At 68.1% G+C, this 14,803-nt stretch carries 13 protein-coding genes and 1 pseudogene; 7 read left to right on the top strand and 7 right to left on the bottom strand.

From position 1 onward, the window contains the following. Positions 1-77: 77 nt before the first annotated feature. From BLU81_RS51410 to BLU81_RS47615, 4 genes are all read left to right on the top strand, one after another. Positions 78-209, top strand: a complete 132-nt coding sequence (locus BLU81_RS51410; RefSeq protein WP_269460989.1) for a hypothetical protein — start codon at positions 78-80, stop codon at positions 207-209. After that, on the top strand, positions 206-949 hold the full coding sequence (locus BLU81_RS05125; RefSeq protein WP_197686123.1) for a carboxymuconolactone decarboxylase family protein: 744 nt from the start codon (positions 206-208) through the stop codon (positions 947-949). The genes BLU81_RS51410 and BLU81_RS05125 overlap by 4 nt, the downstream gene beginning before the upstream one ends. A gap of 47 nt (positions 950-996) precedes the next feature. Continuing rightward, on the top strand, positions 997-1,620 hold the full coding sequence (locus BLU81_RS05120) for a hypothetical protein (protein WP_092542086.1): 624 nt from the start codon (positions 997-999) through the stop codon (positions 1,618-1,620). 1,118 nt (positions 1,621-2,738) lie between these two features. Beyond that, positions 2,739-3,623, top strand: a complete 885-nt coding sequence (locus tag BLU81_RS47615) for a PDDEXK family nuclease (protein WP_157751263.1) — start codon at positions 2,739-2,741, stop codon at positions 3,621-3,623. Here BLU81_RS47615 and BLU81_RS05110 read toward each other — a convergent pair. The 3 genes and pseudogenes from BLU81_RS05110 to BLU81_RS05100 form a co-directional block, all read right to left on the bottom strand. Then, positions 3,598-4,107, bottom strand: a pseudogene (locus BLU81_RS05110) (transposase); the annotation flags it as partial. The gene BLU81_RS47615 and the pseudogene BLU81_RS05110 sit on opposite strands and share 26 nt — an antisense overlap. A gap of 41 nt (positions 4,108-4,148) precedes the next feature. After that, positions 4,149-4,979: a hypothetical protein gene (locus BLU81_RS05105; protein WP_092542082.1), complete on the bottom strand. Its 831-nt coding sequence runs from the start codon at positions 4,977-4,979 to the stop codon at positions 4,149-4,151. Between the two features lie 292 nt (positions 4,980-5,271). Then, entirely contained in the window at positions 5,272-6,033 is a 762-nt protein-coding gene (locus tag BLU81_RS05100; RefSeq protein WP_092542080.1) for an SEL1-like repeat protein, read from the bottom strand. 620 nt (positions 6,034-6,653) lie between these two features. On the opposite strand from BLU81_RS05100, the gene BLU81_RS05095 reads away from it, so the two are divergent. Next, positions 6,654-7,106, top strand: coding sequence for a hypothetical protein (locus BLU81_RS05095; RefSeq protein ID WP_092542078.1), 453 nt, complete (start codon positions 6,654-6,656; stop codon positions 7,104-7,106). Between the two features lie 575 nt (positions 7,107-7,681). Here the strand turns inward: BLU81_RS05095 and BLU81_RS05090 are convergent. Both BLU81_RS05090 and BLU81_RS05085 read right to left on the bottom strand, forming a co-directional pair. Further along, positions 7,682-8,701 (bottom strand): aldo/keto reductase, encoded by a 1,020-nt coding sequence (locus tag BLU81_RS05090; RefSeq protein ID WP_092542076.1) that lies wholly within the window; start codon positions 8,699-8,701, stop codon positions 7,682-7,684. Positions 8,702-9,590: 889 nt separating this feature from the next. Continuing rightward, positions 9,591-11,048 (bottom strand): cellulase family glycosylhydrolase, encoded by a 1,458-nt coding sequence (locus BLU81_RS05085; RefSeq protein WP_092542074.1) that lies wholly within the window; start codon positions 11,046-11,048, stop codon positions 9,591-9,593. 193 nt (positions 11,049-11,241) lie between these two features. Between BLU81_RS05085 and BLU81_RS05080 the strand changes: the two genes are divergently transcribed. Then, positions 11,242-12,096, top strand: a complete 855-nt coding sequence (locus tag BLU81_RS05080) for an IS5 family transposase (protein ID WP_092542072.1) — start codon at positions 11,242-11,244, stop codon at positions 12,094-12,096. 170 nt (positions 12,097-12,266) lie between these two features. On the opposite strand, the gene BLU81_RS05075 is transcribed toward BLU81_RS05080, so the two are convergent. Further along, the gene (locus tag BLU81_RS05075) at positions 12,267-13,142 is read right to left on the bottom strand and encodes a LacI family DNA-binding transcriptional regulator (protein ID WP_092542070.1); all 876 of its coding nucleotides are present in this window, start codon (positions 13,140-13,142) and stop codon (positions 12,267-12,269) included. Positions 13,143-13,184: 42 nt separating this feature from the next. On the opposite strand from BLU81_RS05075, the gene BLU81_RS05070 reads away from it, so the two are divergent. Beyond that, complete coding sequence (locus tag BLU81_RS05070; protein WP_092542068.1) at positions 13,185-14,201, top strand: zinc-dependent alcohol dehydrogenase; 1,017 nt, start codon at positions 13,185-13,187, stop codon at positions 14,199-14,201. A gap of 125 nt (positions 14,202-14,326) precedes the next feature. On the opposite strand, the gene BLU81_RS05065 is transcribed toward BLU81_RS05070, so the two are convergent. Further along, positions 14,327-14,770 carry an NADAR family protein gene (locus BLU81_RS05065; RefSeq protein ID WP_092542066.1) on the bottom strand — a complete coding sequence of 148 codons (444 nt, stop codon included), beginning with the start codon at positions 14,768-14,770 and terminating at the stop codon, positions 14,327-14,329. Positions 14,771-14,803 lie beyond the last annotated feature (33 nt).

The raw sequence follows: 14,803 nt of genomic DNA, 5'->3' as shown, positions 1-14,803 counted from the left end.
GAGTACGTCGCCGTGCACCACCGGCTGCGGGTCGATGCCGGGGACCGACCTGCCCCGCGTACGAGGCGATCCTGCAGGTGGGTGAGGCCGCCTTCGTCTCGGCGGCGACCGAGCAAGCCAGCATGCGGATCCGCGACAGTCTCCCGCTGCGTGCAGAACTCGCCCTGGTCGCCTTCCTGGCCCACAAACCTGATGGGGTACGCCAGTGAGGTTCCTCGATCCTCCCAACCTCTCGGAGCGGGCTCGCGTCCTGTTCGACGAAGACGTGTCCGACATGGGCTACGTGATGAACGGGACCATGCTGTGGGCGTACCAGCCGGACACCATGGCCGGGCTGTTCGACCTGATGCGGCAGTCCATCGCCGGGCAACGGCTGGGGGTGCGGGAACGAGGCATCCTTATCACCGCCCTTGCGTCCACGTTCGGCGACTCGTACTGCTCCCTGGCTTGGGGGCAGAAGTTGGCGGCCGCCGGGGTACTGCTCGGTCACGACGAGGGGTTGACCGACCGCGAGCAGGCGATGGCCGGATGGGGACGACAGGTCGCGCGGGATCCGAACCGGGTCGGCGCGGCCGACGTGCAGCAGTTGCGCGACGCCGGGTACGACGACGCCGCCGTCTTCGTGATCGCTGTCTTCGCGGCACTGCGGATCGCGTTCTCGACGGTCAACGACGCGCTCGGGCCTGACCGGACGCGGCACTGGCCGCGACCGTCCCCGATGCGGTCCGAGCCGCCGTCACCTACGGCAGAGCGGCCGACGATCGGCCCGCCACGTTGCATCCTCAGCTGTGAGGTACTCCCGGCAGGGATGGAGACAGCGCTTCGCTGGGGCTGCGATCCCCGATCGCGGTCGACACGAGCGTGGCGGCGTGGGCGGCCCGCCCCCACGGTGGCCGAGGACAGCGACCTCCGGATGGCTGACCCTGCCGCACGTGGCGCACCGGCTTGACATTCCCGATTAATGTCACCGTTGTCGATGTTTTGAGGGAGGTCGGTTTGCGCACCGGATCGCATGTGCTCGGCGCGACGGTCCCTCTGGCCGTCCTTCTGGCCGCGCTGGTGGGTGGCTGCAGCGGCGGATCACCTCGGGTCGCGCGCACCCCCAGCCCGGCCGACGACGGGCTGAACACCTCGGATTGCGTGGCGCCGCAGAATGCGTCCGCAGGCGGTGGCAGCTGGCAGGAGGTGGCCTGCGAAGATCCGGCGGCAGTCGCCGAGGTGATCCAGGTCGACGGGGTCGGCGGCGGCGTCGCGGGTGCCATGGCCGAGCCGGACTGTCCGGAAGGGACGGACCATGCTCTGCGAGGTACCGATTTCGGGCTGTTACAGCAGAAGGTGACCTGGAGTTTCGTGTGCGCCCGCAATCTCAAGCCGCCGCATCCGGGCGATCCGGGTGAGGGCGGCGGACCCGGCATCGTGGAAGGCGACTGCGTACGGGTCACGGAAGGCTTGGCCAACGTGGAAGAGGTGCCCTGCGACGGCCAGCCGAAGGCGACACACCGGGTGACGATCATCATCCAGGCCATCTGTCCGCCCGGCAACGACGCGTCCTTCGCAATCGGCCGTGCGCAGTTCGGTGACCCGCTCAGCCAGAAGGTCGCCTGCGCCGAGAAGCTGTGACACCGAACCAGGCAGCAGTCCAGCGCGCTGCCGAGCACCCGCGTAGATGGTGAAGGTGTCGGTATCCATTCGGGCGGCGGCGACCGCACCAGGAAGGCAGCCAGCCGCTCCCGTTCCACCACCGGGCCAGCCCCGAGATCGTCGTAGACCACCACGGGATCGGGCTCGACCGGATCCATGCTCACATTCCACACGCCCTGGCACTCGGCGCCGAACACGACCCGGCCATCGCCGGCGACCCGGAACTGGTCGGGCGTGAAAATCCGGTTGAAACCGCCCAGCACCTCTTGGCGGCCGGCGGCCGTCTCATACAGCGCGGCAAGGGCCTTCGGCAGGCCGCGATCCGAGCCGACCGAAGGGGCGGTGCCGCCTGCGGGCACATCAGCGAACCATGCGGTCAGGAACCCGCGCAGGGCATCGATGGGATCGCCCGGTAATAGGTCGGCCCAGTCCACACCGGACAGCATGATCGACGGTAACGGCCGGACCCGGTCGAGCACTTCAACCGGCAACGGGTTCTCGATGTTCAGGTGACAGTCCTCGAACGTCGACTGCGACCTGTCGACATCCCACGTAGAACTGTGACTGGTAACTCGTAGCCGGCCCAACGGCAGGTAGCCCTCCGGCACGCACACGAACCCACTATCGGTAACCCCGCCGGTCCCCCGGTGAGGACGCCCAACGCGTCCTCGGGAATCGGTGGACGGAGGATGACCTCGTCGACGGCGTACACCGCGCTGCCATCCGGCCGATCGCCGGCGTCAACCACCACGACCAGCGCCGCCGAGCCCAGAACGTAAGTCACCGGAGACGCCTGCCACACGCGAGGAGCGGTACCGGCCGCCGCCAGCATGCCCTGCTCCTCGACCGCGGACCACATCGCATTCACCCCGGCGACGCTACAGCCCCGCGCTCGTCTCGCCGTTCATCCCCGTCCTGAAGCGCCCACCAGCCGTCATCGCGTACCACGAACACCAGCCAATACGCACTGAATGACCGCTCATGGCGCTCCAGCGCGCGCTCGCCGCCATGGGAGCTTCGGCCCGTTGGCCAGCTGAGCTGGACAGGCATTCCCGGCTGAGCTTCCGGCCGGAGAGCGTCACCCACTCTCGTCAGGAGTGGAACAGCAGCCCGGCCTTTCGCAGTCGGCCCCGGTCACCGCAGCGGATGAGCGTCATCGAGTGGCCGCATCTCAGATGGCGATGCGTAGGTTAGTAAAAACTGAGATGGCCAAAGAAAAAGTTTACGTGTTGGGCGACGGCGGACCTGTGGCCGCGGCCGAGACCATGCTCAGCCGTCTGGGTTACAAGGAAAGATCAGATCTACAGCAGTGGATCATCTCTGACCCGCAGATCATCGAGCCAGGGCTGATGATCCTCACTGACGAGTACGACCGATGGGCGGACGGCCAAGGTCGCTCGGTGAGAGACCGGCTGGACATCCTGGCTCTCGGTGTCGATGGCAGGCTGGTCGTGCTGGAACTCAAGCGCGACGACGCTCCGGACGACATCCATCTACAGGCCATCACCTATGCCGCGATGGTGTCCCGGCTCGCAGAGGCGGACCTGGCCGCCATCCATACAGGGTTTGTCCGGCGGCGCGGCGGAAACCTGACCGAGGAACAGGCGCTCGCTGCGATCCGTGGACACATCGACGGCGAGCTGGACACCCTGTTGTTGCGCCGCCCCAGGCTTATCCTGATTGCCCGCCAGTTCCCGCGGCAGGTCACCTCCTCCGCCGTATGGCTCAACGAGATGGACATCGACGTCCGGCTCGTCCTGGTCCGAGTGTGGTCCATTCCGACCGGGACGGTGCTGACGACCTCAACCTATTACCCCGTCGCCGGCACAGAGGAATTTACCGTCGTGCCAGCCCGGATCGAAGCCGCGGAAGCTACCGAGCGAGCCGCTGAGAGAACCCGCGGCACCCGCACAATCGCCCTACTTGTCGAGTCCGGCATACTCGCAGACGGCACCCCATGCCGTCCATCACCTTGTCGGTGATCGTCTGCTTCGACACCTCGGCGCCATACACCTCACTCAAGTGAGCGCTGATCTCCCCGGTCGTCAGCCCTTTCGCCGACAGCGACAGGACCATGTCCTCAACCCCGGACAACCGCCGCTGGCGTTTCCTCACGATCTGCGGCTCGAACGAGCCGTCCCGGTCGCGAGGCACGGCGATCTCGACCGGGCCGACATCGGTCAGCACCGTCTTGGCCCTCGACCCGTTGCGGGAGTTCCCGCCGTCTTTCCCGGCCGGATCATGCTTCTTATAGCCGAGATGATCAGTGATCTCTCCGTCCATGGCGGCCTCGATCACCCTCTTGGTCAGGTGCTGCAGCAGACCGCCCTCGCCGGTCAGCTGCAGGCCCGCGGCACGGGCCTGCTCCACCAGCCGCCCGACGAGTTCGGCGTCCACACCCTCCGGCGTCGTCGCCGGATCCTTCTTCTTGGCCACCGCAGAAGTATCCACGGGTCTGCCCAGCATAAGTTCGATCATGAAACGGGTGCGACCGACGGTCGCGAGGTTCAGGTGCCGGACATTTCCGTCGCACCGGTCGAGTCCGGGGCCGACCTGGTTTGCGCCTTGCGGAGACCCAGCAGCAACACTGCGGCCGACGTGAGCAGTACCGCAGGGACCGGCAGATCGCGCGGATCGGACGGCGTCACGCCCGCGACACCCGCTCCTGCGACGAAGGTCTTCTGAATGATGTAGTTGAGCTGGTAGACGCCGACGGCCAGACACGCCGCGGTGCCGAGGGCATAGCCCCAGGCCGTACGCCGCCAAAGTTGAACCGCTGCCACCGTGACCGCGGGCACGAGGAGGGTGAGGTCGAGCGCGTAGGCGAGGTGCACCCGTTCCGGCGGCATGGGCAGCACGTCGGACGGTTGTTGCCCGGTGATCGCGAACCGCACCGACGACACGCTGTACAGCACCACGATCGCCGCTGCCGGAAGCACCAGCAGGACGCTGATCCACCGCACCGGCACCCGAGGAGCGGACCGCTCGCCGACCGAGGTGACGTCGAGAGACACCAGCGCCAGCCCGAACGCGAACACGGACGAGATGAATGCGGCCACGTGGAGCAGGAACAGGTCGTTGAACTGCGCGCCGAAGACGTAGTAGGCGAGGTTGTAGATCGTGTAGGCGAGCATCCCGATCCAGACCAGATGCGCTCGCAACGAGCCGCGCATGGCGCCGATGACAGCGAGTGTCAACGCCGGCATGCCAACGAGCACGACGGCCAGATCGTTGCCGCGGAAGGCCGCCGCGGCTACCGCCGAGTCAGGGTAGAGGCCGTCGACGAGAAGCCCGGCCGCGGCGGCTGCGCTGTTCAGAACCACCACGAGTCCACTCATCGCCCACGCCGACCGTAGCCGGGCGCGTACCCTCCCGCTCGAGATGTCCGAAGGGTGAGGCCCGCCGCGATTGCCGATCCGGAAGCCAGGTCCTGACGGAGCGTCCATGTGAGCCTCCCGGCGAGTGCTTCGCCCCGGGGCGCCGCAAGCCGCCCGCGGCCGTTCGACCGAAACGTAGGCGCAACCGTGAGGAGGTCGCCAGGGCCGGACGACCTGCCGTCGGTCCCTGAGCTGCGGTACGGGAACCGTCAACCAACCGCCGCGTGCACGAGGTAGCGGTCCTGACACCTCGTCACCGCGGTCCTACCGGCGGCGCCCGGAGTCGCGCGCGCAGTACGTTCCATGTCTGTCGCGCCGTGATCGGCTCGGCCGGCCACCCCTTCGCCGTCCGGTAGCGGACATCCAACCGGACGGCGAGCGGCAGGCGTTCGCCGGTGATCGAACGCCAGGCCGACACCAGCGTGTCCATACCGTTCTGTTCGCCAAGTCGGCGGACGCCGAACCACCGCGGAAAATTGTCCCGGCGAGAGCGGTCCGGAAACACCGCTCCGCGTGATCGTGGTTCAACGCGCCGATCACCCGCGGCGACCAGCGTCAGGACCATGTTGGCCATCGCGTCGGGTGATCCGGCCTCGGCCCCGAGCCGGTAGTGCCGCAGAGCTCCGGCCGGATCGCCCCGAAGCCGTAGAAGGTTCGCCAGGCTGTTGTGGCTCTCGGTGTTGCCGTGCTCGCAGGCGGCCCGCCACCACCGCTCGGCCTCGTCGAGGAGGTCGTCCTGCTTGTACAACACACCCAGGTTGTGCATGGCCGCAGCCCCGCCTTGGTCGGCGCCCCGGCGGAAGGCCGTGTAGACGTTGTCCCGGCGGCCGCATTCCAACAGCAGGCAGCCGATGTCGCTGAGCAGGGTCGGATCGGTGGTGGCTGCGGCCCCGGTCAGCAACTGGACCGCCAGTCCCTTCTCCCCATTCTGGAGGGCCTGTACGCCAAGGGCCATCAGTAGGTGTGGGTCGGCCTCGTCGGGTTCGGGCTTCGCCTTCCGGAATCGGTTGAACATCGCGGTTTCTCCCCATTGCAGACGATGGCCGGTCACCACTGCGGCACCCCCTGCAGTACGGTCGCCCGACCGGCCAGAGTGAGAGCCAATCGGTAGGCCGGAGACCGTGGTGCGTACCGAAGGGAGACCCTCATTGTCGGGCCATGGTCCAGCTCCGATCCGCAATGTTGGACACGGTTGGACACCGAGACCGACCCACCGTCAGCGAGGCCGCCGAGCAGCCAGCGCGGCCTTATCCTTGAAGGCTTCGGGCGGCTCCCAGCGGAAACCGATCGGCGAGCGTGGGATGGAGGCCGGCAGCACGAAGGGCGAAATATCACTCACCGGCCGCTGGCGGAGACGTGCCTGGGTGACATGGGCCGATCAGCTCGGGAAGGATGGCCATGCCGGGCCAGCCGGTCGGCGGAGGTTTGCACGAGACGTGTCTGCCCCTCCGGACATGCGGGCCAGGAGTACCGGCATCGAGGCGACGTTGTACGAGCTGCGAATCGCGGTGATCGGTGATTCCACCGCCGACGCTGTAAGGCCTGCATGCCTCACGGTCCTCCATTGACGGCGGATGCCATCCTGCCGATGTGGAACCGTGGAGAATCTGGGCGATCATTTGCGCGATATGTTCCATGATCCTGATGCTGTTCGGATCGGCGGCCGTTGACGGCTATCGGAACGTGAGGCTACGGCTCGTCGGTACCGAGACCGTGGCTGTCGTCTCCGAGATCCGGTACGGGCCGCAGAAGGATTCGCCACCCACCTACCGTCTGGTGTTCCCCATGGAGGGAGGCACTCGGGTCGCCCGAACCACCCGAGTCGTCGGCGACCCCAAGGTCGGTGACAGTGTGCCTGTCATGGTCGTCCCGGACGATCCCGACTCGGTGGCGGCAAAGGAGTGGGCCGTCAACAATCTGGCCGGCGTCGTCGGGCGGTTCGGGGCAGGACTGCTGCTGTCGCTGGGGGTCTTCCGATACTTACGGCGGAAGCTGCGCGAGGAACCCGAGCCGGAACGGACGATCCGCCCGCGCAAGCCGAGATCACCGAGCAGCCGGACCCGACGCCGGCAGGCCAGACGACGTTGACCCCACGGATGCCGATGTGCGGCCGCCTTCCACGACGGGCAACAGGGTGTCCAGCGCGTGGCACCCCTGGCGCAGCGCCACGACGTCGAGTTCACGCATCCCAGAAGCCCTCGCTCGACGTGCTGCCGGGGATCGCTGCCCGCCGTCAACACGACCTCGCCGACAGACAGGCGGAGCACGGCGGGCCGGTGTTCATCACCGATGAGGTGGACGTGGCGGCTGCCGACGTCGAGTCGGCCACTGCGGCAGCGCAGCGGGCGCTGGACGAGGCCGACCAAGCACATGACCGGGTCTCCGACAGGAAACCTGGGCCGACTGCAGGTCAAGGGCGGGCGCGAGCCGTCGCAGCATCGATGGGTCAGGCTCGACGCCACCGACCAGCGAGGCGAGCTCTGTTGCCGTGGGAGGCCGCCGTGGCTGGATCTCGAAAGGTCCACCGCTGTCCGTGCCGGTTCGGCAAGCGCCTGCTGACCCGGCCGTGCTTGCGCCGATAGGCCCGGCGAAGCCGCCCGCAGAGGCAGGCGGCTCCAGACGGCCCCGGCAGGCACCCCGACGCCGTCTGCTCCCCCGAGCTGTCAGATCCTGCGATCGCGCTGGGCGGTACCTTGCTGACCGTACGGGTATTCGCCGACCACGGGGGTGCTGGCCTCCGTGAGCAGCTCGGTCTCCTTCTGCGGCAGGTGCAGGCCCGCGGCGCCGAGGTTGTCCTCAAGCTGCTCGACGGTGCGAGCACCGAGGATCACCGAGGTGACGGCCGGCCGGTCGGCGAGCCAGGAGAGCGACACTTGCGACATCGACACGCCGTGCGCCTCGGCCACCTGCCGGACCGCGTCGAGGATGCGCCAGGTGCGGGTGTCGGAGTTGCGCGGGCCGTACGCCTCCATGCCGCGGCCCGGGTCCTCGCCGAGGCGGCTGGCACCGGTGGGCGTGCTGTCGCGCTGGTACTTGCCGGTGAGCCAGCCTCCGCCCAGCGGTGACCAGGGCAGGATGCCGATGTTCTCGTTGCGGCACACGTCGACGAGCTCGAACTCGATCTCCCGTGCCAGCAGGTTGTACTGCGGCTGCAGGGTGACGATCGGGGCCAGCCCGCGGAACTGGGTGATCGTCGCCGCTTTCTGCAGCTGCCAGCCGAGGAAGTTGCTGACCCCCACGTACCTGATCTTGCCGGCGCGGACCGCGCCGTCAAAGAACGCCAGTGTCTCCTCGATCGGGGTCAGCGGGTCCCAGGCGTGCGCCTGATAGAGGTCGATGGTATCGACGCCGAGTCGCCGCAGGCTCGCGTCGAGCGCGTGGGACAGGTGCACACGGGTCAGCCCGGCCGAGTTCGGGTCGTCACCCATGGGGAAGCGGCCCTTGGTGGCGATGACGAGCCGGTCGCGCGCGCCGAGCCGGGCGGCGAGCCAGCGGCCGATGACCTCCTCGGACACGCCGTGTGAGTACACGTCGGCGGTGTCGATGAAGTTGCCGCCGGCCTCGACGAAGCGGTCGAGCTGTGCGTGTGACACCTCCTCGCTGCTTTCGTTGCCGAACGTCATCGTGCCCAGACAAAAGGTCGAGACGATCGTGCCGGTACCGCCAAGAGTGCGATATTCCATCAACTGCTCCTTACATCGAGGTAAACCGTTATCCCCCGACCGACGCAGGTTAAGCAAGTCAGGAAGAGACGGCGTTCGACAGCGGCTGGGTGCGAGAAGCAGATCCAGGCACCGGCCGGGCTCACGATCACGGCGATGGCCGGACACATGTAGTAGTTCAGGTTGCTACGGGCATGCTCAGCGACAGATGCGCGCGCTCGCGAAAGGGTCGCTCATTCCAGCAACGAAACCGCGGTAACGACGACGATGGGCGAACCGTGGTACATGCAAGCAAGGCGGTAAATCGGCCCGTTCCATCCGGCGACGTGCTGGTCGCAGACGTATCCCCACTGGTCGCAACACTCGCCCGTCAGTAGGACAGCCCATACGGCTGTGCGTCGACAACGCATCTTCCAGCGAGAGAGACCGCCGGATCTCGCCGGTAGGCCGAACCTCACCTCGCAACGGCGACCCCTTTGGGGTCGCTGGAGCCCATCGGGACGAGCCAGGCCCGCGCGCTGTCGCGTCGCTGCCACCTGCCTCACCTGGCGTCGTCAGTGTCAGCTATCTGGGCAGCCGCTGGCGTCTGACCGGCGTGGCGGACGCCAGCGGCACCACCGAGATCGCCGAATCGATCGACGCGTGGCTCGAGCTGGCCGCCGACGGCAATTTCGTCGCCTCCGACGGCTCACCGCGGTTGCGAGCTACCTGATGCCCCACCTCACCGAGAGTGCCGGGCATGCAGGACTCGCTGGTCAGGTGACCGGCGTGCCATAACCGTCGCCCGCCGCTCACGCCCGGCGGTCGCGGGTCGGTCTTGCGCCGGGACCGCCTTGCGTGGTGGGGGCGAGTAGCGGCGTTCGGCGTACAAAATCGTGGTGGGTTCTCGGGGTTTCGCCGTGGCCAGCGGTCAGGAGATGGCCACGTCGTCGAACCAGACGGTGCCCTTGTTGTCGCCGGACTTCAGGTGCAGCTGGACTCCGGCGGCGCCGGTGGGAGCTACCGCGTCGACGAACAGCTTGGTCCAGCTGCTGTTGCCGGACGGCAGGCGGTTGGAGGTGTGCTGGCCGATCCACTTGCCGTTGCCGTCGAACCAGCTCAAGGTGATCTCGGTGGTGCCGGTGGCGTTCGCGCCGCGGGCGAAGGCCTCGGCGCGCCAGCGGTGGCCGGGCTGCACGGGGGTGATCGGGGAGATGACCAGGGACGGCAGGCCCGCGGAGGTGCGGTTGGTGTTGCTGAAGCGGGCCGAGTACTTGCCGGTGCGGGCCGCGTCGGTGGCCATCGTGGCTTCGCCGGCCCGCGACAGGTTGTCCCGCCACGGTGACTCGCCGACGGGAGCTTCGAAACCTAGGTTGAGCACGGTGTTCGGGGTGGCGCCGGTGGTCCAGGCGGTACGCACGACGGACGCGGCGACCTTGGGGGTGCCGTCGGTGCGGTGCAGGCCGAACTTGTACTGGGCGGGCTTTCCGGAGACCTGCGAGTGGCTGGGGATGGCCCCGTCGGAGAAGTCGGTGAACGTCCACGGCGACACCGAGCCGACACCGGCCCCGCGGGCCGCGCGGAACACCCGGGCCAGGTAGGCGGCCTGCTCGCCCTCACTGTCGGAGTCGCTGCTCAGGCCGGTCTCGCCGATGACGACGGGGGCGGGGGCGACCGCTTCCTGGGCGCGGCGGATCTCGGTGAGCGCCCGCTCGGAACTGCCGTAGAAGTGGAAGTCGTAGTAGTCGAGCGGCGGCAGCGACTTCTTGATCTTCGCCATGCCGGGGGCGCCGGTGCCGCCGTCGACCGACAGGGTCAGCGGCATGGTGGGGGCGGCGGCGCGGATCGCCGGGATCAGCTTGCGGACCCAGGTGACGGCGGCGGTGTCGTCGGGCTGGAACTCGTTCTTCAGTTCGACGGCGATCACGCGGGGGTCGTCGTCGTACGGCGCGATCACGGTCTTGGCCCAGTTGATGCTGTTGGTGGCGTCGGTGTAGCCGTCCCACCAGTCGAACAGGGTGATCTTGACGGTCATCCCGTGCTTGTCGGCGGCGGTGATGAAGGTTTCGAGGCGGCCGGCGTACTTGGCTTTCGGCGTGGGGTACCCGAACGCCTGCGGGAAGACGATGACCCGCACGTTGTCGGCACCGAGCCCGGCGACCTTGGCCAGGTCGGCATCGATGCGCTTGGCGTCGAAGTTGTTCCACATCGACGACCAGGCGGCGTTCGACGGGTAGTAGTTGAGGCTCTTCGCCGAGCGGGTCGCGGCCAGCCGGCCGGTCAGTGTCGGCGCCGAGGCGGCCTGGGCGGGAGTGGCCGGCATCGCCAGGCCGCTCAGCAGAACTGCGGCGGTCAGGGCGATCGCTCGGAGCCGGGCAGCACTGCGCATGAAGTGAAGGCCTTTCGGGTGGCTGTTCTAGCGTCAGACTCTTCTTCGGCTCGACCCCGGTCCGGCGACAGATCTTTACTAAGAGCGTCCGGCGATAGGTCCAAGATTCGGACAGGCGGGACCAGCAGGAAGCAAACAGGCACGGGTCCATTGATCATCGGAGTTCTCTACGCTTCGTGACCGATGGAGTCCCGTGCCTGCGCTGCCATCTTCGTTGTTCGAACCTGTCTGGGTCCAGTTCGCCGCGCTGTGGCCTGAACGACCCGAGTTCGATCCGTCGCATCCTCTGGGCTGCCACCGCCGCCGGATCCCGGACCGGGTGGTGTTCGAGCATGTCATCGCCGCTCTGGTGCACGGCTCCGGCTATGAACGCGTCGCGTCGGCCGCCTGTTCGGACCGAACCATCCGCCGTCGTCTGCAGGCGTGGGCCGCTGCCGGTCTCGGTGAACAGGTCCATGAGCTGGCCCTGGATGCCTATGACCGGATGATCGGCCTGGATCTGGCCGACGTCAGCGCCGACGGCGCGATCACGAAAGCGCCGTGCGGCGGCGACCGGGCCGGCCGGTCTCCGGTCGACCGTGGCAAAGGCGGGATGAAACGCTCGACCGGTGTGGACGGCTACGGGATCCCGCTCGGGATCGTCGGGGCCCCGGCGAACAGGCACGACTCGCCGCTGCTGCGGGACACCTTCGAAGCGTGCAGCACCCAGCTCCGTTACTACTGGCCTGAGCAGGTCACCGCCCATCTGGATCGTGGTTACGACAGCAAACGCAGCCGGGAACTGCTCGACGAGATCGGCTTCGACGCGCAGATCGCCCGCAAGGGCGTGCCCGCCCCGATCCAGATCGGCAAACGCTGGGTGGTCGAGCGGACGAACTCGTGGATGAACGGCTTCGGCAAGATCCGCCGTTGCACCGACCGCGACGCCAAGATCATCGACTTCTACCTGTACCTCGCCGCCGCGATCGTCACGATCCGTCAACTCATCCAACGAGCCCGCACGCTCTACCGCTGGGACACCAGACCCACCACCCGCCGGCTCAGGTGAAACCTATTGCCGGTCGCTCTAAGTGCATCCCGGTAGCGCTTCGGGAGCCTGGCCTCCCGGAGACACAGTGGATGGCAACGGATCCGCAACGCGGTTGATCCGCTGTTTCACTCCGGCTTCGCGGTCGGCTTCGCGGTCGGCTTCGCGGTCGGCTTCGCGGTCGGCGGAGTCTAGGCGCTGGCGCGCACGACCACGGTGGACGGTTCCGGCAGCACCGTGTCCAGCGGCAGGCCGAGCACCGCCCGGGCGGCCCGGCGGCCGTACCCGGCGGCGTCGATACGCACCGTGGTCAGCGCGGGCCGCCACATCCCGCCGTACCCGGTGTCGTCGAAACCGATCACCGCGAGGTCACCTGGCGCGCTCAGACCCCGGTCGGCCATCGCGCTGAGCAGCCGCAACGCCACGTCGTCGTCGAACGCGGCGACCGCTGTCACGTCCCCCGGCGCGTCGATGTCGAAAACGGTCAGCTCCCGGTGATCCGCGACCGCCCGGGCCTGCTGGAACCGCAGCCGGGCGATCCGGGCCAGCCGCGGATCGGTGGGCATGGCGAAGCCGATCCGGGTGTGACCGCGTTCGATCAGGTACTCGATCTGGGCCGCGGTGTGCGCGGCGAGCCCGTCGATCCAGCCGCCGTCGAGACGGTCCGGGTCGTCGTCGGCGTAGAGCCGCACCAGGTCGAGGACGGCACGCGGATTCGCGGTGTCGACGGCGGCCTTCAGCGCGCCGGTGTCGGTTCCGTGCCGTACCAGCAGGGTGTGCCCGTGCGCGGCCAACTCGGTGTCGAGTCCGTCGATGAAACTGCGCAGGCTCCCGGCGACCGGCAGCCGCCCGGCGTTCAGCAGCACCAGGCGGGAGCTGCCCTCACGCAGGGCGCGGGCGCTGCCGTGTGGCACGTAGCCCAGTTCGTCGGCGGCGCGGCGGACCCGCTCCTGGGTGGCGGCCGGGATGGTCTGCCCGGTCACCCGGTTGAGCACGAAGCTCACGGTGGCCGCCGACACCCCGCTGGCTGCGGCGACGTCTTTGAGGGTCACGCGGGTTCGGGACACCCCGATACCCTATCCGCTCGCTAAATCGATTAAGCTGCGGTCATGAAGACAGTGATGGTGACCGGACCGGGCCAGACCGCGATCGTCGAAGTGCCCCGCCCCGAGATCGGCCCCGCCGACGTCCTGGTGCGCATGCGGGCCTCCGGCATATGCGGATCCGACAGCCTCTACATCTCGGTCGGCGGCATCCCGCCCCGGCAGGGCGCCACCCCGCTGGGCCACGAACCGGCCGGCGAGATCGCCGAGGTGGGCGCCGACGTGACCGGCCTGACCGTCGGCGATCACGTGGTGCTCAACCCGATGGCCGCCGAAGACGGCATCATCGGCAGCGGCGGTGCCCAGGGCGGCCTGTCGGAATACGTGCTGATCCGCGGCGCCCAGATCGGCAAGCACCTGCTCACCGTGCCGGATCACATCCCGTTCGAGGTGGCCGCCCTCAACGAGCCGATGGCCGTGGCCACCCACGCCGTCAACCGCCTCGAACCGAAACCCGGCCAGAAAGCAGTGGTCTTCGGTGCCGGCCCGATCGGCCTCGGCGCGGCGATCGGCCTGAAACTGCGCGGCGCCGCCCACGTCACGGTCGTCGACGTGGTCCCCAACCGCCTGGCCAAGGCCTTGAAGGTCGGCGCCGACGCGGTGATCGACTCATCCCAGGAGGACGTGGCCACCCGCCTGCTCGAACTGCACGGCGAAGCCCCCCGCTACTTCGGCCGCCACGGCAAACCGGCCACCGACCTGTACCTGGACGCGGCCGGCGCCACCGCCGTCATCGACACGATCCTGGCCACCGCCAAACACGGTGCCCGCCTGAGCATCGTCGCCGTCCACAAGAAGCCGGTGAGCGTCGACTTCGGACCCCTACTGACCAGCGAACTCACCATCGCCTTGGCGATGGGCTACCCCACCGAGATCTTCGAGGTCACCAAGGACCTGATCGAACACTGGGAGAAGTACGCCCTGATCATCAGCGACGTCCTCCCCTACGACCAGGTCGAAAAGGCGTTGACCTTGGCCGCAACACCCGGCGCCGCCGACAAGGTGGTCGTCACCATCCCTTGACCCATCATTTCTGGTACGCCGAACATAGCTTCTCGTCCCCACCGCGCCCGGCGGTCCCGGCTCAAGACCGTGCCGCGACCGCCGGGCGTGAGCGGTGGGTGGCGGCTAAAGCACGGCGGCCCAGGCTACCCGGCGGCACGAAGTCGGCTACGGGTACGCATCAGGATCCGGCCGAGCATGTTCCGGCCGACCCCGGACCGGCCGCGTCCCCAGTAATGATCCGTGTCAGTGTCTTCGACGATCTCCTGGTCACCGGTGCCCAGCAGAACCGCACGGATGTCGGCATGAGCGACGAACTTGGCCGCGACTGCCCGGCGCATCACGTCATCCTTGACCCGGTCCCAGTCCCGCCGCAACGGCCGCGACCGATCACGCCCCCACTGCGCGGCCCGCAGCGGCGTGGCCGCCCGCCGGATCAGATCGACATGCCGGGTACCGGCGAACTTCTGCGCCTGAAAGTAGTGCTCCGACGTAGGCCACCAGCAGCCGTCCAGGTCGAAGCCATGCACGGAGAAGTTCGAGAAGCAGCCATACGGAACCTCGTCGGCACCGTAGAAGTAGATAGTCACCAAAGCCTCGAACCAGAAGGTGTCAGGATCCGC

It is taken from the genome of Actinoplanes derwentensis (assembly GCF_900104725.1).
GTDB classification, from domain to species: Bacteria; Actinomycetota; Actinomycetes; order Mycobacteriales; family Micromonosporaceae; genus Actinoplanes; species Actinoplanes derwentensis.
This window is presented reverse-complemented; position numbering and strand designations above follow the sequence as displayed.